Source organism: Streptomyces piniterrae, from assembly GCF_005048155.1.
In the GTDB taxonomy this organism is placed as follows: domain Bacteria; phylum Actinomycetota; class Actinomycetes; order Streptomycetales; family Streptomycetaceae; genus Streptomyces; species Streptomyces piniterrae.
On sequence record NZ_SUMB01000003.1, the window covers coordinates 463,671 to 485,412 of the forward strand.

Annotated in this window: 20 protein-coding genes and 2 tRNA genes; 3 read left to right on the forward strand and 19 right to left on the reverse strand. The window is 70.9% G+C overall.

Translation table 11 applies throughout. The features are described from left to right. Window positions 1-249 precede the first annotated feature (249 nt). A complete protein-coding gene (locus tag FCH28_RS10800; protein WP_136739595.1) occupies window positions 250-2,208 on the reverse strand; it encodes a S53 family peptidase in 1,959 nt (652 codons plus the stop codon). Window positions 2,209-2,532: 324 nt separating this feature from the next. Then, window positions 2,533-2,605, reverse strand: a tRNA-Ala gene (locus FCH28_RS10805). Between the two features lie 153 nt (window positions 2,606-2,758). Between FCH28_RS10805 and FCH28_RS10810 the strand changes: the two genes are divergently transcribed. Then, window positions 2,759-4,168, forward strand: coding sequence for a glycosyltransferase 87 family protein (locus FCH28_RS10810; RefSeq protein WP_187363806.1), 1,410 nt, complete (start codon window positions 2,759-2,761; stop codon window positions 4,166-4,168). Here FCH28_RS10810 and FCH28_RS10815 read toward each other — a convergent pair. The 9 genes from FCH28_RS10815 to FCH28_RS38045 form a co-directional block, all read right to left on the reverse strand. After that, entirely contained in the window at window positions 4,147-4,380 is a 234-nt protein-coding gene (locus FCH28_RS10815) for a hypothetical protein (RefSeq protein WP_004571982.1), read from the reverse strand. The genes FCH28_RS10810 and FCH28_RS10815 overlap by 22 nt on opposite strands. 3 nt (window positions 4,381-4,383) lie before the next feature. Continuing rightward, on the reverse strand, window positions 4,384-4,632 hold the full coding sequence (locus tag FCH28_RS10820; RefSeq protein WP_136739596.1) for a hypothetical protein: 249 nt from the start codon (window positions 4,630-4,632) through the stop codon (window positions 4,384-4,386). A 361-nt stretch (window positions 4,633-4,993) separates the two neighbouring features. After that, a tRNA-Ala gene (locus FCH28_RS10825) sits at window positions 4,994-5,066 on the reverse strand. A gap of 126 nt (window positions 5,067-5,192) precedes the next feature. Then, on the reverse strand, window positions 5,193-5,846 hold the full coding sequence (locus FCH28_RS10830) for a histidine phosphatase family protein (RefSeq protein ID WP_136739944.1): 654 nt from the start codon (window positions 5,844-5,846) through the stop codon (window positions 5,193-5,195). Continuing rightward, window positions 5,843-6,277 carry a ribosome silencing factor gene (rsfS, locus tag FCH28_RS10835; RefSeq protein ID WP_136739597.1) on the reverse strand — a complete coding sequence of 145 codons (435 nt, stop codon included), beginning with the start codon at window positions 6,275-6,277 and terminating at the stop codon, window positions 5,843-5,845. Before rsfS ends, FCH28_RS10830 begins: the two co-directional genes overlap by 4 nt. A gap of 329 nt (window positions 6,278-6,606) precedes the next feature. After that, window positions 6,607-8,418: an LCP family protein gene (locus FCH28_RS10840; protein WP_136739598.1), complete on the reverse strand. Its 1,812-nt coding sequence runs from the start codon at window positions 8,416-8,418 to the stop codon at window positions 6,607-6,609. A 24-nt stretch (window positions 8,419-8,442) separates the two neighbouring features. Beyond that, window positions 8,443-9,054 (reverse strand): nicotinate-nucleotide adenylyltransferase, encoded by a 612-nt coding sequence (gene nadD / locus FCH28_RS10845; protein ID WP_136739599.1) that lies wholly within the window; start codon window positions 9,052-9,054, stop codon window positions 8,443-8,445. 52 nt (window positions 9,055-9,106) lie between these two features. Further along, complete coding sequence (locus FCH28_RS38040) at window positions 9,107-9,268, reverse strand: hypothetical protein (RefSeq protein WP_169314117.1); 162 nt, start codon at window positions 9,266-9,268, stop codon at window positions 9,107-9,109. 149 nt (window positions 9,269-9,417) lie between these two features. Continuing rightward, the gene (locus tag FCH28_RS38045) at window positions 9,418-9,573 is read right to left on the reverse strand and encodes a hypothetical protein (RefSeq protein ID WP_169314118.1); all 156 of its coding nucleotides are present in this window, start codon (window positions 9,571-9,573) and stop codon (window positions 9,418-9,420) included. Between the two features lie 131 nt (window positions 9,574-9,704). On the opposite strand from FCH28_RS38045, the gene FCH28_RS10850 reads away from it, so the two are divergent. After that, a complete protein-coding gene (locus FCH28_RS10850) occupies window positions 9,705-10,805 on the forward strand; it encodes a M48 family metallopeptidase (RefSeq protein WP_136739600.1) in 1,101 nt (366 codons plus the stop codon). On the opposite strand, the gene FCH28_RS10855 is transcribed toward FCH28_RS10850, so the two are convergent. The 5 genes from FCH28_RS10855 to proB form a co-directional block, all read right to left on the reverse strand. Further along, window positions 10,768-11,895 (reverse strand): SCO2583 family membrane protein, encoded by a 1,128-nt coding sequence (locus FCH28_RS10855; protein ID WP_136739601.1) that lies wholly within the window; start codon window positions 11,893-11,895, stop codon window positions 10,768-10,770. The two genes, FCH28_RS10850 and FCH28_RS10855, sit on opposite strands and share 38 nt — an antisense overlap. Window positions 11,896-12,037: 142 nt before the next feature. Next, entirely contained in the window at window positions 12,038-12,709 is a 672-nt protein-coding gene (locus tag FCH28_RS10860) for an SCO2584 family spore wall biosynthesis protein (protein ID WP_136739602.1), read from the reverse strand. An 86-nt stretch (window positions 12,710-12,795) separates the two neighbouring features. Next, on the reverse strand, window positions 12,796-14,070 hold the full coding sequence (locus FCH28_RS10865) for a glutamate-5-semialdehyde dehydrogenase (protein ID WP_136739603.1): 1,275 nt from the start codon (window positions 14,068-14,070) through the stop codon (window positions 12,796-12,798). A 566-nt stretch (window positions 14,071-14,636) separates the two neighbouring features. After that, window positions 14,637-15,134, reverse strand: a complete 498-nt coding sequence (locus FCH28_RS10870) for a hypothetical protein (RefSeq protein ID WP_136739604.1) — start codon at window positions 15,132-15,134, stop codon at window positions 14,637-14,639. Between the two features lie 475 nt (window positions 15,135-15,609). Beyond that, window positions 15,610-16,689, reverse strand: a complete 1,080-nt coding sequence (gene proB / locus FCH28_RS10875) for a glutamate 5-kinase (protein WP_222852411.1) — start codon at window positions 16,687-16,689, stop codon at window positions 15,610-15,612. Between the two features lie 603 nt (window positions 16,690-17,292). On the opposite strand from proB, the gene FCH28_RS10880 reads away from it, so the two are divergent. Then, window positions 17,293-19,380 (forward strand): hypothetical protein, encoded by a 2,088-nt coding sequence (locus FCH28_RS10880; protein ID WP_136739606.1) that lies wholly within the window; start codon window positions 17,293-17,295, stop codon window positions 19,378-19,380. 112 nt (window positions 19,381-19,492) lie between these two features. Here FCH28_RS10880 and obgE read toward each other — a convergent pair whose 3' ends face one another. From obgE to rplU, 3 genes are all read right to left on the reverse strand, one after another. After that, a complete protein-coding gene (gene obgE, locus FCH28_RS10885; protein WP_136739607.1) occupies window positions 19,493-20,929 on the reverse strand; it encodes a GTPase ObgE in 1,437 nt (478 codons plus the stop codon). A 191-nt stretch (window positions 20,930-21,120) separates the two neighbouring features. Then, complete coding sequence (gene rpmA / locus FCH28_RS10890; protein ID WP_066931927.1) at window positions 21,121-21,378, reverse strand: 50S ribosomal protein L27; 258 nt, start codon at window positions 21,376-21,378, stop codon at window positions 21,121-21,123. A gap of 14 nt (window positions 21,379-21,392) precedes the next feature. After that, on the reverse strand, window positions 21,393-21,713 hold the full coding sequence (gene rplU, locus FCH28_RS10895; RefSeq protein ID WP_136739608.1) for a 50S ribosomal protein L21: 321 nt from the start codon (window positions 21,711-21,713) through the stop codon (window positions 21,393-21,395). Window positions 21,714-21,742: the final 29 nt, after the last annotated feature.

The following is a 21,742-nucleotide window of genomic DNA, read 5'->3' on the forward strand; positions in this document are numbered from 1 at the left end:
CCATCGATCGTCTCTGCCTGCGGCTGCTGCGGACACGGTTTCTGCGGAGACAACCGCGGAAACAAAAACGCCCCTCGCACAGGAGGGGACGCCGCGCCGATGCCGACCCGGGCGGCCACAGCGGATGGCCCGGTCGGAACTGATCAGCGCGGCCCGCTAAGCAGAAGGCGCACGGCACGCATGGCGTCAGGGTACCGCAGGGCGCACGGGGCCCGCGCGGAGGATTCCCCCGCGCGGGCCCCCTGCGTGTCAGGGCCGGTAGGAGCTCACATATCCGGCGCCCGGCGTCCCCACGCCGGTGACGTCGTCGTAACCGACGACCGCGTGCAGGGAGCTGTCCTTGCCGAGGCTGCGCAAGGAGGTGGTGGTCCCTTCACCGGTGTCAACGCCGTTGTTGTAGTCGACGCGGACGACCGCGAGGTCACGCCCGGCACCCAGCGGGTGGTCGGTGACGTCGTGGTACGCGGCGGTGCCGTAGCGCTGGTAGATGCCGGGGTTGGCGAAGCCGATGGCGACGCCGTGCCGGGCCTGCTGGGCGAGCGCCTGAATGCCGGCGATCACCGGCGCGGCGAGCGAGGTCCCGCCGATGCGGTACTCGTCGTACGCCTGGGTCTTGCCGTCCGGCAGGGTCTGGGTCTGGCCCACCAGGAATCCGGTGTTGGGGTCGCCGACCGCCGCGATGTCCGGGACGGCGCGCATCGCGCTCAGGCCGCCCGCCCGCGCGAGCCCGTCGGGGACGACGCCGCGCTGGTAGTAGGGCTGCGGGACGGTCTTGCTGGTGCCGCCGCCCGCGCCACTGGTGAAGGCGCCGGGGAAGCCGTCCCAGCTGTTGCCGTCCTTGGAGAGGACGGCCTTCTGGGTGCCCCAGCCGGTCTCCCACTGGTAGGTGTCGTTCTTGCCGACGGCCAGGGAGGTGCCGCCGACCGCGGTCACCCACGCGGAGTTCGCCGGGGTGTCCACCTGCTTGGTGCCGGTGTTGGCGACCTCGTCGCCGTTGTCGCCGGAGGAGAAGTAGAAGCCGATGCCCTGTACGGCGCCCTGCTGGAAGACCTGGTCGTAGGCGGCGGCCACGTCCGGGGTCTGGTTGGCTTCGATGTCGCCCCAGGAGTTGGAGACGATATCGGCGAGATGCCCGTCGACGATCTTGCCGAGCGAGTCCAGCAGATCGTCGTCCATGCAGGAGGCGCCGCCCACGTAGACGATGTCGGAGTCGGGGGCGACGGCGTGCACGGCCTCGACGTCGAGGGTCTCCTCGCCGTACCAGCCGGCCGCGTCGCACTCCTTGATGTGCGAGTACTTCTTGGGCAGCACCTGGGAGAGCTGACCTCGGCGGTAGCCCGGGTCGCCGTTGCGGGCGGCGTAGGTGCCGGCGTCCTGCGAGATGGTCGGCGAGGCGTAGGCGTCGGTGATCGCCACGGTGACGCCCTTGCCGGTCCAGCCCTTCGCCCCGTAGGCGGCGCGCAGCTGCTTGCCGGTGTAGCCCTTGACGGCGTACGGCGCCTTGGCCCCGTAGGCCGACGGCAGGTTCTTGTCGGTGCGGGAGCCGTAGTAGGTGGAGAACGGTCCCGAGTTGCGGAAGACCTGGGGCGGCGGGGGCAGTTGCGCGTGGTGCCTGGCGAGCCGCGGCGCGTTGTTCAGGCCGGTGACGGTGAGCACCGCGTCGGCCAGGGAGGCGGGCGCGGAGGCGGCGGCCGACGGCGCGTGGTAAGTGTGTCCGCTCTTGCGGTAGTTGTGCAGGTCGGTGGCGAAGGCGCGCTTGACGGCGGCCGCGTCGCCCTTGACCGCCACATAGCGGCTGGTGGTTCCGGTGATCGTCAGGCCGGACGTCTTCAGCCAGTCCGTCACCCGGGCTATCTGGTCGCGGGTGGCGCCGTAGCGGGCCTTCGCCTGGGCGGGGCCGAGGTACTTCCCGTACGCGGCGGAGCGCGGGTCGGACACGGCCCTGGCGTAGGCCGCGAGGCCCTTGGCGTCGCGGCCGGCCAGATAGACCCGGGCGGTGACGTCCGCGGAGCCGGCAGTGGCGCCCTCGTCGGCCTGCCGGGTGGCCCACAGCGGCTTGGTCCCCAGCAGCGTGTGCCGGCCACCGTCGTGGCCCGCGGCGTCGGCGCTGGGCGCGCCCAGCGCGAGCGCGCCGGCGACCAGCGGCAGTGCCGCGGCCCAGACCAGACCGGTACGGGCGCGCAGTGTTCTGAAGCGGCGTGAACTCATGTAACCCCCTGAGCGGCGACGATGCGGTGCGCCGGTGCGCGGCACCTCATGAGCGGTGAATGCGACGGATGCGGCACTCACGCGATTCGCCACTCTTTCGGTGAACTGTTCATGTCAGGGACATGCGATCACCAAGAAGGCCTCAAGGAACGACAAGGAAAGGTCAGGAACAGACCAGGAGACGGTCGGCAAGTCGCCCTGGGCGACGGCCCGTTGACCGCACAGCGGGACAATCCGCGCGGAACTCCGCACCCGTAGGGACGGATCCACCGAAGCGCACAACAAAGCGGGCCGTCCGCTGTGGACGACCCGCTCTGATTGTTGTGGAGCTAAGGAGAATTGAACTCCTGACCTCCTGCATGCCATGCAGGCGCTCTACCAACTGAGCTATAGCCCCTTGTTTCGCTCCGCCGCGGTTCCCCGCTGCGGCATCGCCTACATTACACGGCCCTCCCGGGCTTTCGCCAAATCGTTCTCCCGGAGGCCCCGCGGCGCGACGCGCGGTACTGTCGGCGATCTGTGCCCGATTCGTCCTGGGGAGTCGAACGCCGTGACCGCGCTGGAGCTGGAACAGTCCGCCGACCCCCGCGGCGCCACCCCCCTCCGGGACCTCGTCCGCCGGCACCCGACCCTGGCAGCGGCCCTGGCCTGCGCCTTCTCGTTCACCGCCTTCTGGATCGCGCAGCGCCTGGCACACGTGACGATGATCGACCTCATGGTCTACCGCGCCGAGGGCTGGACCGCCCGCAACGGCGAGGACCTCTACGACATGGTCGCGACCTCGGCGCATCTGCCCAACACCTATCCGCCCTTCGCCGCACTGCTCTTCACCCCGCTCACCCTGCTCGGCGTGCCGGCCATGCGGACCCTGGCCACCGCCGGCAACCTCCTGCTGCTCGTCTCCGTCGTCCACCTCTCGCTACGGCTGGTGGGCCGGCCCCTGCGGCTCCCCCGCCCCGCGGCGACGCTGGCGCTCTCCGCCCTCCTGGTGTGGTGCGAGCCGGTGTGGACGACGCTGCGCTACGGCCAGATCAACCTCCTCCTGGCCGCGCTGGTCCTGTGGGACCTGACCCGCAAGGACACCCACCGCTGGGCGGGCATCGGCATCGGCATCGCGGCCGGCATCAAGCTCACCCCCGCCCTGTTCGCCGTCTTCCTCGCACTGGCCGGCCTCGTCAGCGCCGGCCGACGGGTACGCGCCGGTGCCGGGGCACGCGCCGCCTGGAACCCCTGGCTGTGGCAGGCCGCCGTCGCCATCGCGGCCTTCCTCGGCACCGCGCTCCTCGGCGCGCTCGCCCTGCCGCGTGACTCACACCGCTTCTGGACCGAGATCGTCTTCGCCGCCGACCGCGTCGGTGAGGTGGAGATCACCGCGAACCAGTCGCTGCGCGGCGCCCTCGGCCGGCTGCTGCACACCCACGACCCGGGCGCGGCCTGGATCGTCGTGGCCGGGCTGACGGCCGCGGCCGGGCTGGCCCTGGCCACCTGGTCGCTGCTGCGCGGGGAGCGCGCCTGGGCCGCCGTCGCCTGCGCCGCGACCGCCCTGCTGGTGAGCCCGGTCTCCTGGTCGCACCACTGGGTGTGGATCGTCCCGATGCTGATCCTGCTCGGCTCCGAGGCGCTGCGCCGTACCGGGGCCGCGGCCCGCCGCTGGTGGGCGACGACCGCCGCGACGGGCGTCCTGTTCTGCTCGTTCGCCCTGTGGTGGGTGCCACACCGCTGGGGCCACCACGAGGAACTCCACCAGAACGGCATCCAGATGCTGCTCTCCGGCGGCTACCAGCTCGCCGGCCTGGCCCTGCTCGCGCTGGCCTCGGCCCGGCTGCGGCGGCTCACGAAGCGCCACCGGAGGGGAGTTGGCGGCTCCGGCAAGCCTTCCCTGCCGCGCACCGAGGCCGTTTCCCCGCACGACACCGGGACGAACCCGGACAGCCCGGCTCAGGCCGTCGCGAACGAATAGAACCGCTTCAGCGTGCAGTGCTCGTCCAGCAGCCGCCCGTAGATCGGCTCCCCGTCGAGCTCCCGGTAGGTCTCGATGGGATCGCCCTTTATGACCAGGGCACGGGCGCATTCCTCGCACCAGTACTGGTAATCGGCGTTGACCGGCTCCATGTCACGGACGATCGGCGTACCGCTGCCGCACCAGTCGCATTTCCTGCTGTGAGCGCCCATCAGTCAGCTCCAACTGTGGCCGCAGGCCGTACAGACGAACGAGATCCCTCCGTTGTCGCCCAGCATCTGCGCGACGTGCGAGGAACCGCAGGAGGGGCACTGCAGGGCGGAACCGTCGCCATCAAGGCATACCGCCCCCGGGCCGTCGAGCGGACAGGTGAAGCGGAGCGCGTATTCCGGCAGCCAGTCATAACCCTGCGCCTCGGCCAGCTCGAGCAGGTCATTGACCTCCTCGAGGATGCTCGTGGGCATCGCAATATCTCCTCCCCTGCCGGCGCCGTCCGATTCTGCCACGGACCGCCGACCGGGTCAGGCCCGCCTTCGAGCCACCCCGTCCGACGGGCGGCGCCCCGGGGCGATTCGACCCGTCTGACGGCCACACGAGGCCGCCCGCGGCCCCTTGTCAGTGCCAACGGATTTAATGATGAGGGGAGTTGGCGAAGGGGAGACGAGGGAAGCGGAGGGGAGGTGAGGCGAGGGAATGAGCGCAAGCGGTTCGTCGCGGGCCCTGATCGGCCATCGCGGCCGGATCGCGCGCATAACGCGAAGATCCCGCCTCTCACGATCCAGTGTCGGGCACTGGCTCCGCGAGGAGACGGGATCATCCGGGTTGTGGAGCTAAGGAGAATTGAACTCCTGACCTCCTGCATGCCATGCAGGCGCTCTACCAACTGAGCTATAGCCCCGGGTCTTGTTCCGGCCCTCCGGGTTTTTCCCCCGGCGGCGCCGCGAACAAGATGAACTTTAGCCTGCGACCTGCCCGGATGTGAAATCCGGTCGGCCGGCCCCGCCCCCGGGGGTCGGCACCGGGATCAGACGTCGTCCCCGAGGACCGGCTCCGGCAGGGTGCCTGCGTTGTGCTCCAGCAGGCGCCAGCCGCGCGCGCCCTCACCCAGCACGGACCAGCAGCAGTTGGACAGACCGCCCAGGCCCTCCCAGTGGTGGGGCTCCAGGCCGAGCAGCCGCCCGATGGTGGTGCGGATCGTGCCGCCGTGGCTGACGACGACCAGGGTGCCGTTCTCGGGCAGCTTGTCGGCGTGGCCGAGCACGAACGGGGCGGCCCGGTCGGCGACCTCGGTCTCCAGCTCGCCGCCGCCGCGGCGCACCGGCTCGCCGCGCTTCCAGGCGGTGTACTGCTCGCCGTACCGCGCGAGGATCTCGTCGTGCGTCAGGCCCTGCCAGTCGCCCGCGTACGTCTCCCGCAGAGCCGCGTCGTGCGTCACGTCGAGCCGGGTCAGGGCGGCCAGCTCACGCGCCGTCGCCGCGGCCCGCTTCAGGTCGGAGGCGACGATGGCATCCGGCTTCAGGGCCGCGAGCAGCCGGGCCGAGCGGCGGGCCTGCCCGAGGCCCGCCTCCGTCAGCGCGATGTCCGTGGATCCCTGGAAGCGGCGCTCCAGATTCCAGGCCGTCTGACCGTGGCGCCACAGGACGACCCGGCGGCCCCGGTCGCCCTTGGTGCCGCTCAGAGCCGGTCTCCGTCCTGCTCGCCGGTCGTGGCCTCGGCGTACGCGGCGGCCTTGCCGCGGGTCGCCCTGGCCTCCTCGGGGAGGTCGATCTCGGGGCAGTCCTTCCACAGGCGCTCGAGCGCGTAGAACACCCGCTCCTCGCTGTGCTGGACGTGCACCACGATGTCGACGTAGTCGAGCAGCACCCAGCGGGCCTCGCGGTCGCCTTCGCGGCGGACCGGCTTGGCGCCGAGGTCCTTGTTGAGCCGTTCCTCGATCTCGTCGACGATCGACTTGACCTGGCGGTCACTGGGGGCCGAGGCCAGAAGGAAGGCGTCGGTGATCGAAAGGACGTCGCTGACGTCGTAGGCGATGATGTCGTGCGCGAGCTTGTCGGCGGCCGCCTGAGCGGCGGCGTTGATGAGCTCGATGGAGCGGTCCGTGGCGGTCACAAGCGGCTTTCCGGGTCGAGGGCAGCTTCTCCGGCCGGGGCGGACGGCTCGCGACGGCATCGCGGCGCGCCGGCGCCGCCTTGGGCGGCCGGGTCGGCGGTCAGGTACCCCTCAAGGGTCTCACGGACCACCGACACTCCCGGATGGCTTTTCGAACACACCGGTCGGTTCATGATCGGACTGCCTGCCGGTGGGCCCCGCACCACCGGCAGGGGCCCGCCCACCGGCCAGGCCCCGGCCACCCGTGCCGGACCCTGGTGGGGCCCACCCGTCCCGACTCCTGGTGGGGCCCTCGCACCACCGGCAGGGGCCCCTCCTCCGTTCCCCGGTCAGCCCTTGAAGTCCTGGCCCAGGACGACGCTGATATCGGCGTTCGAAGCGCCCTTGCCCTGCTGGACCGCGCTCACCGGCAGGCCCAGCGTCTTGGCGACCTCCGCGGCCTTCGCCTTCTGCCCGGCGTCCCCGTAGGTCACCCGGGACGTGGCGCTGGCCGCCGTCTCGGTGCCGTCGTCGACGAAGGTGTAGCCGCCGTTGACCAGGGCGACCTGCGCCTTTCCGGTGGCGGCCTTGGTGCCGCTGGCGTTGCGCACCGCGACCCGGGCGGTCGCCTCGGGGTCGGTCTTCTTGACCGTGCCGCCGAGCACGTCCTTGACCACGGCGTCCGACGCCGTCGGGCTGAGTGTGCCGTTCGCCTGCACGGGCAGCAGGGTGGTGCGGTAGGCGCCGGTCTTCGCCAGCTCCGCCCGCTGCGCCAGCGAGCTGCCCAGCTCGGCCTCGGTCAGCGGCGGGTCCAGGACCTGCAGCAGCGCCTTCACGATGGCGGTGGCGCCGTCCGCGTCACTGGAGACCTTCTTCAGCGTGGCCTGCATGACCTGCCCGAACCGCTGCAGCTGCGTGAGCTGGCTCTCGCCCCGGGCCTGGTAGGTGGCGTACGCGACGGCCGCCTGCCCGCTGAGGTCCTGTGCGCGGCCCTGCTTGACCAGCGGGGAGCCGCCCTTCTTGGCGCCGGGCACGGTGGCGTTGGTGTCGAGGGTGATGCCGCCGACCGTCTCGACGAGGTTCTCCAGATACGGGGTGTCCAACCGCCAGCTGGCCTTGAGGTCGGCGCCCAGGAGCGTGTTGAGGGACTCCCGGGTCGGGTCGGAGCCCTCGTCCTTGACGGACTTGCCGAGCGTGGTGGCGGTCCCGTCGTCCTTGGCGACGACGAGGTTGTTGGGCAGGAGGACGGTGGTGCCCTTGTGGGTGGTCTCGTTGTCCACAAGCAGCGCCGTCGAGCTGTTGCCGGTCTTGGTGTCCCGTAGATGCACGACGAGGACATCGCGCTTCTGGCCCTGTCCGCCGGCCTCCTTGCCGGCTGCCGCGCCGGACAGCCCCGGGAGCTTGCCCGCCCACCACAGATAGCCCACGCCGCCGGCGACCACCAGGGCCAGCACGACGGTCAGCGCCACGATCCGGCTGCGGCCGCGGCGCTTGGCCTCCTCGCGCCGCTCGGTGCGGCTCTCGGTGAACTTCAGCCAGTCGATGACGTCTTCGGAGTCCTCGTCCGGCTCCTCGATGAAGGAGAACTGCTCGGTGCGGTACTCCGGGTCCGAGGACGACGGGCCGGCCCCACCGGCCGCGGCACGGGACTCCGCGCCGCCCGACGGGCCGCGGCGCTGAGCCGGCGGCCGCGGCTCCTCGTACTGCCGCTGCCCGGCGTCCTCGTAAGGGGAGAGCTCCTCATAGGGGGACCTCTCCTCGTAAGGCGTCCGCGGCGCCTGCTGCGGGATCCACTCCTGCTGCTGTTGCTGCTGCTGCTGCTGCTGCTGCTGGGGAGCCTGGGGCTGGGCGTACGGGTCGTACTGCTGCGGGTAGCCGGGCTGTTGCCGGCCGCCGCCGTACGAAGTGTCGTAGCCGTACTCCTGCTGCCCCTGATGCGGCTGCTGCCCCTGGTACGGGTCATAGCCGTCATAGGAGGACGGACCGGGCCCGGCCGGCTGCCCGTACTGGTCATAGCGCTGCTCGTACGGCTGCTGCGCCGCGTCGCGGTACACCGGCTGCCCGTAGGCGTCATAGGCGTAGCCCGGCTGCCCCTGCTCCTGGGCATACGGGTCGTGGGCGTACGGGTCCTGCGGCCCGTACGGATCCTGTCGGTCGCTCACCGATGCCCCTTTCCGTCAGCCCCGTCAGCGGTCGTCGCGGTACAGCTGTTTTTTGTCGATGTAGCGCACCACACCGTCCGGAACCAGGTACCAGACCGGATCCCCCTGGGCGACCCGCGCCCGGCAGTCGGTCGAGGAGATGGCCAGCGCGGGCACCTCGACCAGGGACACCGCACCCTCGGGCAGCCCCGGATCCGCGAGCACATGGCCGGGCCTGGTGACCCCGATGAAATGGGCGAGCGAGACCAGCTCCTCGGCATCGTGCCAGGTGAGGATCTGGCCGAGCGCGTCGGCGCCGGTGATGAAGAAGAGATCCGCGTCGAGGTGCTCGGCACGCAGATCACGCAGGGTGTCGATGGTGTACGTCTTGCCGCCCCGGTCGATGTCGATGCGGCTGACGGAGAACTGCGGGTTCGAGGCGGTCGCGATGACCGTCATCAGATACCGGTCCTCGGCCGGGGACACCGTCTTGTGGCTCTTCTGCCACGGCTGCCCCGTGGGCACGAAGATGACCTCGTCGAGGTGGAACTGGCTGGCCACCTCGCTGGCGGCGACCAGGTGTCCGTGATGGATCGGGTCGAACGTGCCGCCCATCACTCCGAGTCGCCGCTTCACGGGCCCTGTGTGCTCTCCCATGCGTGCAGACCCTACTTGGCGGGACGCGATGCCGGGGGCCGGAGGTTCAGGCTCAGCGGTCCCGGTTGAAACGGGTCGTGATCCACAGCAGGAGGAGCAGGACAAAAAGGGCGCCGCCGCCGGTGATGAAGGGGTTGAGGCTTTCGTGCCCGCCCTCATGTCCGGGTTCGGCGGCCAGGGAGACCAGGGACTGTGCGGTGGTGTGCAAGCTCATCGTCGGCAGAACCAATCCGGGCTGGGGTCGGGCAGAGACTTCCGCCACATCGTAAGCATCAGCTCACCGCGGGCTCACGGCGACTCCACCCACGGGCACCCCGAAGCCCGCCGCTCCGGACACCGGCACCCTCGGTCCCGATTGCCGTGTCAGTCCTGATTGCCGTAGCCGCGCAGCAGGAACCAGGCGAGCAGGGCGACCCCCACGACGCCGCCGATGATCACCGCACGCAGCAACCACCCGGGACCGTCGGCCTTGGAGGTCTCCTGCGCTGCCACGGCGAGCAGCACACTCGGATTCGGCATGACGGTGCGCTCCCTTTTGTACGGTCCTGAGCGGTCATTGGTGCGATCGCCAGCGTACGCCCGAGCATCCATTCGTCTGTCAGTGGCGTCCTCTACGCTGAACACACGCAGTCGAACAGGGGGAGGCCCCAATGACGGAGAGCCCAGGCGGCAGCGAGAACGTACCGAGCCGGGACCGCAGGCGTTTCCCCGGAATCTCGTCCCGCTCGTACGAACACCCGGCGGACCGCTCGGCGCTGGTGGCGCTGCGCAAGCTGAGCGGCTTCGACACCGTATTCAAGACGCTGAGCGGCCTGCTGCCGGAGCGCAGCCTGCGCCTGCTCTTCCTCTCGGACTCGGTCCGCGTCGGCGAGCAGCAGTTCGCGCATCTCAACGACATGCTGCGCGACGCCTGCTACATCCTGGACCTGGAGAAGGTCCCGCCGATGTACGTGAACCAGGACCCGCAGCCCAACGCCATGTGTATCGGCCTGGACGAGCCGATCATCGTGGTGACCACCGGCCTCGTCGAGCTCCTTGACGAGGAGGAGATGCGGGCGGTCATCGGCCATGAGGTCGGGCACGCACTGTCCGGTCACGCCGTCTACCGCACGATCCTGCTCTTCCTGACGAACCTCGCCATGAAGGTCGCGTGGATCCCACTGGGCAATGTCGCGATCATGGCGATCGTGACCGCGCTGCGCGAGTGGTTCCGCAAGTCGGAGCTGTCCGCGGACCGCGCCGGGCTGCTGGTCGGGCAGGACCTCCAGGCGTCGATGCGCGGTCTGATGAAGCTGGCCGGCGGCAACCACCTGCACGAGATGAACGTCGACGCCTTCCTGGAGCAGGCCGACGAGTACGAGGCCGGCGGCGATCTGCGCGACTCCGTGCTGAAGATCCTCAACCTCCTGCCGCGCAGCCACCCGTTCACGACCGTGCGGGCCGCCGAGCTCAAGAAGTGGGCGGCCAGCCGCGACTACCAGCGGATCATGGACGGCCACTACCCGCGGCGCAGCGAGGACAAGGACACCTCGGTGTCCGACTCGTTCAAGGACTCCGCGGCGCACTACGCCGACTCGGTACGCAACAGCAAGGACCCGCTGATGGGCCTGGTGCGCGATATCGCGGGCGGCGCGGGCGACTTGGGCGGCAAGCTGCGCGACACGGTCTTCCGTGCCGGCCAGCGGCCCGACAGCTCAGGCGGCGCGGACGGCGCTAACGGATCGGATGGCTCGGGTTCGGCTGGGAAGTAGCCGCCAGTTCGCCGCAGAGCGAGGGGTTGGCATGGCTCCGTGAGTAGGGGTCGGTGCCCGCCGGCCGGTCGACGCCGGCGCGCTGTCCCGCAAGCAGCGGACGCAGCGCGTCGGCCGGCTTGGACGAGCAGGCCAGCGGCCCTGCCTGCAGGCTGCTCTGCAGCACCTCCAGGCGGTGGTCGTTGAGATCGTCCCGGCCGAGACGGAAGTGCATCTCACGGCGGACGGTGAACAGCGAGGCGGCGCCCGGCGTGACCTTGCCCACGCCCTCGTCGGCGGGACCGGCCCGCAGCGCTTCCTTGGTGGGCCGCACCGCGTAGACGAAGGTGTAGTCGGCGGTGATGTCGAGCGCGTCCGGGCTCAACTCCCTGGCGGACAGCGTGCCGTCGACCCGGATGTCACGGTCGGCCAGCTCGGTCTGCTTCGGGTCGAAACGGATCAGCCAGCCGGTCGCCGCATACCGCCCGTCGTCGTCGGGATGCGCCAAGCTCCGGTCGAACTGGTCCAGTTGGCTGGTGTCCAGGAGCAGCCTGACCGGCCGCACCGAACCGCCGGTGAGGGTGGCCGGGTCCAGCGAGGAGCGGACGACGTAGTCCTTGGCGATGGTCAGCGCGGAGACGATCTGGCCGTCGGAGAAGTGCTCGGTGCGCTGCACGGCGGGCAGATTGACGCCCGCGGCCCCACTGCGGAAGTTCACCGCGGGACTGTGCGCGAACAGGTCGTCGGGCGTCGCGCCGGGCACGGCACCGGTCGGTGCGAGCGGCACCACGGCGGACCGCAGCGGCTGCGCCCGGACCATCTCAGGGGTCTTGTAGGGGTGGCGTACGCCCATGTAGACGGCGGTGCCGAAAGCGAGCACGATCAGCAGAACCAGCAGGATCGCCTGCTTGGAGCCACCGGCCCGCAGCCAGCCGTGCCGGGTCTTGACGGCCGGCGAATGATGCTCGCCCAGCCGCTCGTCCGCGGAGAATTCCTGCAGCCGCGCAGCGCGCACGAACGATTCGTCGAAGACAACGGATCGGTATTCGTCCTCACCGCCTCCCGAGGCGCCGTTGGGCGTCCCTTCGGGAGGGTCACCAGGCCCGGTCATACAACTAGGGTAGGTCTGCGAGGGGCTAGGTAAACGCCCGGGTGCGGCACAAGTTCAGCGGACAGCTCCGCTTTGCCCGTGGTTTTCCGCGCGACGCGCGATGAATTTCCGTATGCGGCGGTCTCGCGGCCCCAGGACGGCGTCAGTGGCCCCGCGGCACCGTGGAGGCCGTCGGCCGCGCGGATCCGGGCGATGCGGACGGCAGCAGCCCCGGGCGCACCTTCTGGACACCGTCCGCACCGCTGGATGACGGCGCGTCCGTGCCGCTGGAGGCGGGCCGCGGCGCCGGGCTCTGATTCCGGCCGGACGCCCCCCGGTAGACGGCGCTGAAGGCCAGCGCGACCAGCCCGATACCCATCACGACGGCCAGCACCCAGGCTATCGGCCGGTGCCAGCGCGCACTGCTGCGATAAGGCCGCAGCGCGCCGCCGTAGGGCCCGTACGGACTGTGCGGGCCGTGCTCGCCGTACTCTCCGTAGTCGTCGTAGTCCCCGCGGCCGCCGTACCCGACATATTCGCCGTGCGCGTCGTAGTCGTCGGCGTCCGGATCCAAGCCGTCATGGCCCTCATGGCCGTCCGCGCCGTCGCGGCCGAAACCAGGCCCCGAACGCGCCGCCTCGGCCTCCGCGCGCGCCTCCGCGGCGGCCAGCAGCCGCTCGACCGCGGAAGGCTCATGGAACTGCGCGGACCGTACGAAATCCTCGTCGAATACCACGGAGGCGAATTCTTCGTCCGCGTTTCCGTGGCTCTCGTGGTGGTGCTCGTCGGGCTCTTCGCCGTCCGGGAACGGCCTGCCCCCCACGTCGTCCGGCACCCGTCCAGGTTAGCCCCGGCCCGTCGTTTTGGGCAGGGCGAACGCAGAGGGAACAACGCGGAGGGCAGGGCGGATCCGGGGGCGCCTCAGCGGGTGTGGCCGTCTCCCGTGACGATGTACTTCGTGGACGTGAGCTCCGGCAGCCCCATGGGGCCACGGGCGTGCAGCTTCTGCGTCGAGATGCCGATCTCCGCGCCGAAGCCGAACTGGCCGCCGTCGGTGAAGCGGGTGGAGGCGTTGACCGCGACGGTCGTGGAATCCACCAACTGGGTGAACCGGCGGGCGGCGGCCTGCGAAGTGGTGACGATGGCCTCGGTGTGACCCGACGTCCAGCGGCGGATATGCGCCACCGCCGCGTCCAGGTCGGGCACCACGGCGGCCGCGATGTCGTACGAGAGGTACTCGGTCGCCCAGTCCTCGTCGGTGGCGGGCGCGACCAGGCCGGGACCGGCCTTCTGCCAGCCCTCGTCACCGTGCACGATCACGCCGGCCTGGGTCAGCGCCTCCAGGGCACGCGGCAGGAACTTCTCCGCGATCCCGGCGTGCACCAGCACCGTCTCCGCGGCGTTGCAGACACTGGGCCGCTGGGCCTTGGAGTTGACGAGGATGTCGATCGCCATGTCGATGTCGGCGGCCTCGTCGATGTAGACGTGGCAGTTGCCGGTACCGGTCTCGATCACCGGGACGGTGGACTCCTCGACGACCGTACGGATCAGCGAGGCGCCACCGCGCGGGATCAGCACGTCGACCAGGCCGCGGGCCCGCATCAGCTCGCGCACCGAGTCACGGCTCTCGCCGGGCACCAGCTGCACCGCGTCGGCCGGCAGCCCGGCGCTCACGACGGCGTCCCGCAACACCTCCACCAGCGCGCTGTTGGAGGCGTACGCCGAGGACGAGCCACGCAGCAGCACCGCGTTCCCGGACTTCAGGCACAGGGCCGCGGCGTCCACCGTCACATTCGGGCGGGCCTCGTAGATGATCCCGATCACGCCGAGCGGCACCCGCACCTGACGCAGGTCGAGGCCGTTGGGCAGCGTCGAGCCGCGCACCACCTCGCCCACCGGGTCGGGCAGCGCCACGACATCGCGGACGTCCGCGGCGATCGCCGCGATCCGCTCGGGGGTGAGGGTGAGGCGATCCACGATGGACTCGCTGGTGCCGGCCGCGCGCGCCTTCTCCGTGTCCTGCGCGTTGGCGGTGACGATCTCCTCGGTCCTGGCCTCCAGCGCGTCGGCGATGGCCAGCAGCGCGCCGTCACGTGCCGTACGCGGCAGCGGGGCGAGCGCGGCGGCCGCCTCCCGGGCGCGGCGGGCCGTGTCGAGGACGGGCGAGGTCTGGGTGGCGTCGGATGCGCTGGTCATGCCCGCAGCCTAACCGGGCGACGCAGGGCGACCATCCGGCATTTCACACTCCGGGACGGGGCGACGACGGTGGGTGGACGGGGCCCGCGTCTGCACCTTCCCGCGGTCGGGCCTGCGCCCCGGCCCGCACCGTTCGTCGGGCCTGCCCCCGGTCAGGCCTGCACCCGGTCTGCGGCCCGCACCGTTCGCGAGCTGGGCAGCGCCCTGGTCGCGGGCGGGCCCAATCCGTCGGGCCCGATCTACGGGCGGGCCCGATCCGCGTCCGCGGCCTGCCCATGTCCATCCGCGCCTCTCCGTGCCCATCGCGCGTGGGGCCCGCTGCCCCCCACCGTCCGCACTGTCCGCACAGCGGGCCCACAGACCGCACGTCGTGCCCGCAGTCCATGCGTCGGGTCCGCTGGTCGTCCGGCTCGGGTGGTCGCCCGGCTCGGGTTTTGTCTCCGCCTTGCCCGCCGCCTCCTCATACTCCGGCAACAATTACGGAGCGTGATTAATTCCTCTGTGGTGGTGATTGGTTACAGGTTGTGATGGGTGGGGTTGTTGGGGCTGGGCGGACGGTGGGGGGTTCAGTACGGGTGGACTCCGACCGGTGAGGCCGGGGGTGGGCCGTAGCCTTCTGCGATGCGTTGGTGGTAGGTCTCGCGGTCGATGACCTCCAGGCCGACGATCTCCCAAGGGGGCAGCTTGGCGGTGGAGCGGTGTTCGCCCCACAGGCGCAGGGCGACCGCCGCGGCGTCGTGCAGGTCCCGCGCCTCCTCCCAGTAGCGGATCTCCGCATGGTCGTTGGCATAGCGGCTGGTCAGCAGGAAGGGATGGTCGTGCGCGAGTTGTTCGAGCGCGCGCCTGACCTCCTTCAAGGGGGCTTCCGCCCCCGAGACGCTGAGGGTGATGTGCCAGAGCCGGGACGCTTCCCTTTGCCTGCCCTCCGGTGCCGGCTGCGGGGTGCCGTTCCGCTCCTCGGGCTCGTCGTCGTCCGTCCAACCGGCGTCCTCGCCGGTTCCGACGCTGGTCAGTGTGCGCTCCGCCGTCCCTCGGGGCAGTGCCCCTGGGCGCCCTCGTCTCACCGGCGGCCTCCTGTGATGCGGTGCGCTCCGCCCTCGGGGGTGCGGAGCCGAATGGTGCGGTCGTTCTTCGGCGTGTGCGCTGTCGCGCTCAAGGCGCCGCTCCCCTACGGCGCCCCGCAACAAAGTTGACCAGTCCGCGGGCCGTCGCGGGGGCGTTTTCGCGAAGGTCTCCGTGGAAAGGCTGGTCTTCGCTCCGTGGTCCGTACGGTATTTCCCGGGCGTTCCGGGGTGTTTTCCCCGTGTGACGGCCGTCAGTGGCGCGGCAGGTCCCGGTCCAGGGCCGATTGGCGCGGCGGGCCGGCGGCCGGGCCGTGACCAGCCCCGCCGACCATCCCCGCCCGCGGACTGTCCCCAGCCCCGCCGACCCTGCGCGACCGGCGACAGTCACGATCGGTGCCTGTCAGGACCGACGTCAGTGACGACCGACATCAGTCGCGCCCGGCAGCAGTCGCGACCGCATCAGTCGCGCCCGGCATCAGTGATGCAGCAGCACCAGATCGTCCCGGTGCACGATCTCCCGCTCGTATGCCGGGCCCAGTTCACGGGCCAGATCGCGGGTCGAGCGGCCCATCAAACGAGGGATTTCGCGGGCGTCGAAATTGACGACGCCGCGGGCGATGGCGCGGCCTCCGGCGTCTCGTAGCTCCACCGGGTCGCCGGCCGAGAACTCGCCCTCGACGGAGGAGATGCCGGCGGGCAGCAGCGAGGACTTCCGTTCCAGGACGGCGTGCACCGCGCCGTCGTCGAGGACGAGCGCGCCGCGCGGTGTGGAGGCGTGGGCGAGCCACAGGAGGCGGTCGGCGGAGCGCCGGCCGGTGCGCAGGAAGTGGGTGCCGGTCTTTCCGCCGGCGAGTGCGTCGGCGGCGTGGACGGTGGAGGTGAGGATGACGGGGATGCCGGCCGCGGCCGCGATCCGGGCGGCCTCGACCTTGGTGACCATGCCGCCGGTGCCGACGCCGGCCTTTCCGGCGCTGCCGATGGAGATGCCTTCGAGGTCCTTGGGGCCGGTGACCTCCGCTATCCGCGAGGTGCCGGGGGTGGCCGGGTCGCCGTCGTAGAGGCCGTCGACGTCGGAGAGCAGGATCAGCAGGTCGGCGCGGACGAGGTGGGCGACCAGCGCCGCCAGCCGGTCGTTGTCGCCGAAGCGAATCTCGTCGGTGGCTACGGTGTCGTTCTCGTTGACGATCGGTACGGCGCCCATGGCCAGCAGCTGGTCCAGGGTCCGGTAGGCGTTTCGGTAGTGGGCCCGGCGGCTGGTGTCGTCGGAGGTCAGCAGGACCTGGCCGACGCGGCGGCCGTAGCGGGCGAAGGAGGCGGTGTAGCGGGCGACGAGCAGGCCCTGGCCGACGCTGGCGGCGGCCTGCTGTCGGGCCAGGTCGCGGGGGCGCCGGTCGAGTCCCAGGGGCGCGAGGCCGGCGGCGATGGCGCCGGAGGAGACGAGGACGATCTCCTTGTCCTGGTGCTTGGCGAGCACGTCCACCAGTGCGTCGACGCGGTCGGCGTCCAGTCCCCCGGCGGCCGTGGTCAGGGAGGAGGATCCGACCTTCACCACGATCCGGCGGGCGTCCGCGACGCCTTCCCGTCGCGCGGCACCGTCCTCGGCCGAGGCCCTTCGGGCCGCCCCTTCCGCTTCCTGCCTTGCCCCTGCCACCTGCGTTACCCCTGTGTCACTGTTCCCGGTGCCGTACGGAAGGCCGTACGGCCACCTGCCGCACGGAGACCCGTGCAGCCACCTGCCGCACGGAACCCGTACGGCTGCCTACGGCCGCAATCTACGGCAGCCGGCCGACGGCTGCGCCGCGGTTTCGCCTGGCGGACGTCGCGGTGGACACGCCGGGGCGGTTCTCCCGGCCGCGTCGGCCGCCCGCCGTCGGGGGTCCGCATGGCGCCCTGCGGCCCGGGGATGCCCGAGAATGCCGGGGGATGCCCGAAGACTCTTGGGATTTCCGTTAGACGAAAGCCTCGACCAACAGGTTGCGTTCGTTTGGTCCGCTTTCGCGGTGATGAGAGCCACAGCAGATTGTCACCAAGGCCAACAAGGTCATACGGTCGGGTGTCCATCGGTCCCGTTTCGCCGCTCCGGCGGCGTCGCAGCGCGGGACCCGGCCGCCCCCCACGGCCTCTCCCTGACCTTCTTTGCTGCCAGGAGCCCTCCCCCGTGCCTTCCGCCGGAATCGCCCCCCGCCGAGTCGTACAGCTCGCGGCACTCCTCGCGATGATGGTTGCGTTCACCGCCCAGCTACTCGGTGCGCTGCTTCCCGTCATTCCGCTGTTCATCGCCGCGTCGGTGGTGAACCTGGGTCTGGACCTGATCCTCCAGCACAAGCAGCCCGGCCTGCTCTCCGTGCTCGGCCGGATCAGGTTCGACGTCACAGTGCGCCAGCTGTTGCGCGACATGCTGATACTGGTCGGCCTGTTGCACATCGACGGCATCAACCCGCTCAACGAGCAGGCGCCGCTGACCATCACCCTGCTGCTGTTCTACGGCACGCACTTCGTGTGCCAGGCGGTGGCGGTGCTGGTCCGGCGGACCCGCAGCCTGCCGTTCGTGACGCGGAACATCGACGCCTCGGCGCTGCGCCTGTCCGACGCACCGCCGCGCATCCTCTCCCGCCAGACGGGCCGGCGGCTGCTGCGCTTCTCGGTGCCGACCACTACGGGCATGATGCTGACCGCGATCACCACGGACGCGTACTGGGGCGGCATCGGCCTGGCCGTCTCCCTGGTGCTGTCCGCCGGCGGCACGTTCTACCTGGCCACGTGGCTGCTGCCCAAGAAGCGGGTGGCCGGCGAGCAGCGTGCGCTGGAGTGGCTGGACAACTGGCTGGCCGAGTACCGGCCGACGGTCGGTATGTACTTCTCGGGCGGTTCCTCGTCGGCCTACCAGGCCAACATGTGGCTGAGCACCCTCGCCGACCTGGACGGCAACCCGATCATCGTGCTCCGTGAGCGGTTCATGGTGCAGAAGATCGAGGCGACGGACATCCCGATCGTCTGCATCCCGAAGGTCGCCAACCTGATGCGTCTGGAGCACTCGACGCTGAAGGTGCTGCTGCACCCGGCGAACTCCGGCAAGACCTCGCAGATCCTGCGGATCCCGTCGATCAAGCACGCGTTCACCAATCACGGTGAGAGCGACAAGCTGTCGTCGTGCAACCCGTACGCGAAGGCGTACGACGAGGTGTGGGTGGCGGGCCCGGCGGCCCGTGACCGCTACCAGCTCGCCGACATCGGCGTCGAGGACAAGGACGTCGTCGAGGTGGGCCGCCCGCAGTTGGCTCCGATCCGGCCCTACGAGGGCGCGCCGGCCGGCCGCCTCACGACGGTGCTGTACGCCCCGACCTGGGAGGGCTGGGACGGCAACCCGGGCAACACCTCGGTGATCCTGGCGGGCGAGAACATCGTCCGTGAGCTGCTCGCGGACGAGAGGGTGCGGCTGCTGTACAAGCCGCACCCGATGACCGGTTCCGTGGACCGGCGGGCGGGTGCCGCGAATGAGCGGATCCAGGCGATGATCGCGGAGGCCAACGAGCGGCGCAGTGGCGCGCGGCCCGGCCCGGAGGCGGCCGCGGAGCTGGCCCGCCGTACCGAGGAGCTGAACGCGCTGACCACCTCCGCGTTCCGCAAGAGCGCTGACGAGCTGGAGCGGATGCGGCTGCAGGGGACGCCGGCCGAGGGCCGCGCGGCCGCGGTGTCGGCCGCCGTGGACGCCTGGGAGGAGGCGTACTGGAACTCGTTCCCGGAGTGGGAGCACCGCATCGTGACGACCGCCCGCCCGGGGATCTTCTCCTGCTTCAACGAGGCGGACGTGCTGATCAGCGATGTGTCCAGCGTCGTCTCGGACTACCTGACCAGCGAGAAGCCGTACGCGGTCGCCAACACGTCCGGGATGAGCGAGAGCGACTTCCGGGCGAACTTCCCGACGGTGCGGGCGGCGACGATCCTCACGCCGGAGGCGGACGGGGTGGCGGGTCTGCTCGCCGCGGTCCGTGACCCGGAGCTGGACGTCCTCGCCGGGGAGCGGGCGGAGCTGAAGGAGCATCTGCTCGGCCCGTCGGACCCGCCGTCGCCGGTGCGCTTCAACCAGGCCGCGCTGAATCTGTGCGCGAAGGCCGATGAGCGGCGGCTGCGGATGGAGAGCCGGCTGGCGGGTATTCCCGGGCAGCGGTCTCTGGAGGACGTGGATGCCACGGAGACGGCCGAACGCGAGTCCGACGACGCTCCGGACGCACCGGCCGCCGTCTAGCCCGCAGCCGGGCGTATACGGCCGCGGACGGCCCTGACAACGCGGAAGGCCCCGGGAGGAGATCCTCCCGGGGCCTTCCCCGTTGTGTGCGGCCGTAAGCGCCCGGACGCGCCTAGAAGGGCCTGAAGTCGTCGAACTCGTCCTGGGCCTCGTCCCGGGCGGCGTCGCGGTCGCGGCGGCGCACCGCGGCCGGGCGGGGTGCCTCCAGGCGGTGGTCCTCGCCGCGGCGGCCCAGCATCTCGGCGCCGGCCGCCATCGTCGGCTCCCAGTCGAAGACCACGGCGTTGTCCTCGGGGCCGATCGCCACGCCGTCCATGGCGCGGGCGCCGGCCTTGAGGAGTGCGTCCTCGACGCCGAGGCGGTTGAGCCGGTCGGCGAGGTAGCCGACCGCCTCGTCGTTGTTGAAGTCGGTCTGGCGGACCCAGCGTTCGGGCTTCTCGCCCCGTACGCGGTAGAAGTTCTCGCCCTCGGCGGTGACGGTGAAGCCCGCGTCGTCGACGGCCTTCGGGCGGATCACGATGCGGGTGGCTTCCTGGACCGGCTTGGCGGCGCGGGCCTTGGCCACGATGTCGGCGAGCGCGAAGGAGAGCTCCTTCAGGCCCAGGTGCGCGACGGCCGAGACGTCGAAGACGCGGTAGCCGCGCTCCTCCAGGTCGGGGCGGATCATGTCGGCGAGATCCTTGCCGTCCGGGATGTCGGTCTTGTTGAGGACGACCACCCGGGGCCGGTTGTCGAGGCCGCCGTACTGGGCCAGTTCCGCCTCGATCGTGTCGAGGTCGGAGACCGGGTCGCGGTCGGATTCGAGGGTCGCGGTGTCCAGGACGTGCACCAGCACCTCGCAGCGCTCGACGTGGCGCAGGAACTCCAGGCCCAGGCCCTTGCCCTGGCTGGCGCCCGGGATCAGGCCGGGGACGTCGGCGATGGTGTAGACCGTCGAACCGGCGGTGACCACACCGAGGTTGGGCACCAGGGTGGTGAAGGGGTAGTCGGCGATCTTCGGCTTGGCGGCGGAGAGCACGGAGATCAGCGACGACTTGCCGGCGCTCGGGTAGCCGACCAGCGCGACGTCCGCGACGGTCTTGAGCTCCAGGACGATCTCGCGTTCCTCGCCGGGCTCGCCGAGCAGCGCGAAGCCGGGGGCCTTGCGGCGTGCGGAGGACAGCGCGGCGTTGCCGAGGCCGCCGCGGCCGCCCTGGCCGGCGACGAAGGTGGTGCCCTGGCCGACCAGGTCGGCGAGGACCTCGCCGTTCCTGTCGAGCACGACGGTGCCGTCGGGGACCGGCAGGACCAGGTCCTTGCCGTTCTTGCCCTCGCGGTTGTCGCCCGCGCCGGGCTGGCCGTTGGTGGCCTTGCGGTGCGGGTGGTGGTGGTAGTCGAGGAGCGTGGTGACGTCCTGGTCGACGACGAGGATCACATCGCCGCCGCGGCCGCCGTTGCCGCCGTCGGGTCCGCCGAGCGGCTTGAACTTCTCACGGTGAACGGAGGCACAGCCGTGGCCTCCGTTACCCGCGGCGACGTGCAGCTCGACGCGGTCCACGAAGGTGGTCATGGTGGGGTGCCTCCAGGTAACTACGGGGTGTCGCGGTGCTCCGCGAACGGGGCTGCCGCGCATCTGTGTCGCGACGGGTCTGGGTGTCGCGGGGTGTCTCTGTGGTAACACGCCAAGGGCGGACCGGCCTTCCCGCTCGCGCGAGAAAGGCGGTCCGCCCCTGGTGGTGCTGTGTGACGTCCGGGCCGAAATTACTCGGCGACCGGGACGATGTTCACGACCTTGCGGCCACGGTGGGTGCCGAACTGCACCGCGCCGGGCTGCAGGGCGAACAGGGTGTCGTCGCCGCCGCGGCCGACGCCCGTGCCCGGGTGGAAGTGGGTGCCACGCTGGCGGACCAGGATCTCACCGGCGAGGACGGCCTGACCGCCGAAGCGCTTCACGCCGAGCCGCTGAGCATTGGAATCGCGACCGTTCCGGGTGGACGATGCGCCCTTCTTGTGTGCCATGTCTCCTCAGTCCCTTACTTCGCCGGAGCGTCGATGCCGGTGATCTTCAGCGCCGTGTGGAGCTGGCGGTGGCCGATCCGCTTCTTGTAGCCGGTCTTGTTCTTGTACTTCTGGATCCGGATCTTGTCGCCCTTGTGGTGGTCGACGACCTCGGCCTGGACCTTGACGCCGGCCAGCACCCACGGGTCGCTGGTGACCGAGTCACCGTCGACGACCAGGAGCGTCGAGAGCTCGACGGCGTCGCCGACCTTGCTGGTGGAAATGCGGTCAACCTCGATGACGTCGCCAACAGCAACCTTCTGCTGGCGTCCGCCGGTGCGCACGATCGCGTACACGCGGAACTCTCTTTCGCTAGAAACGGATC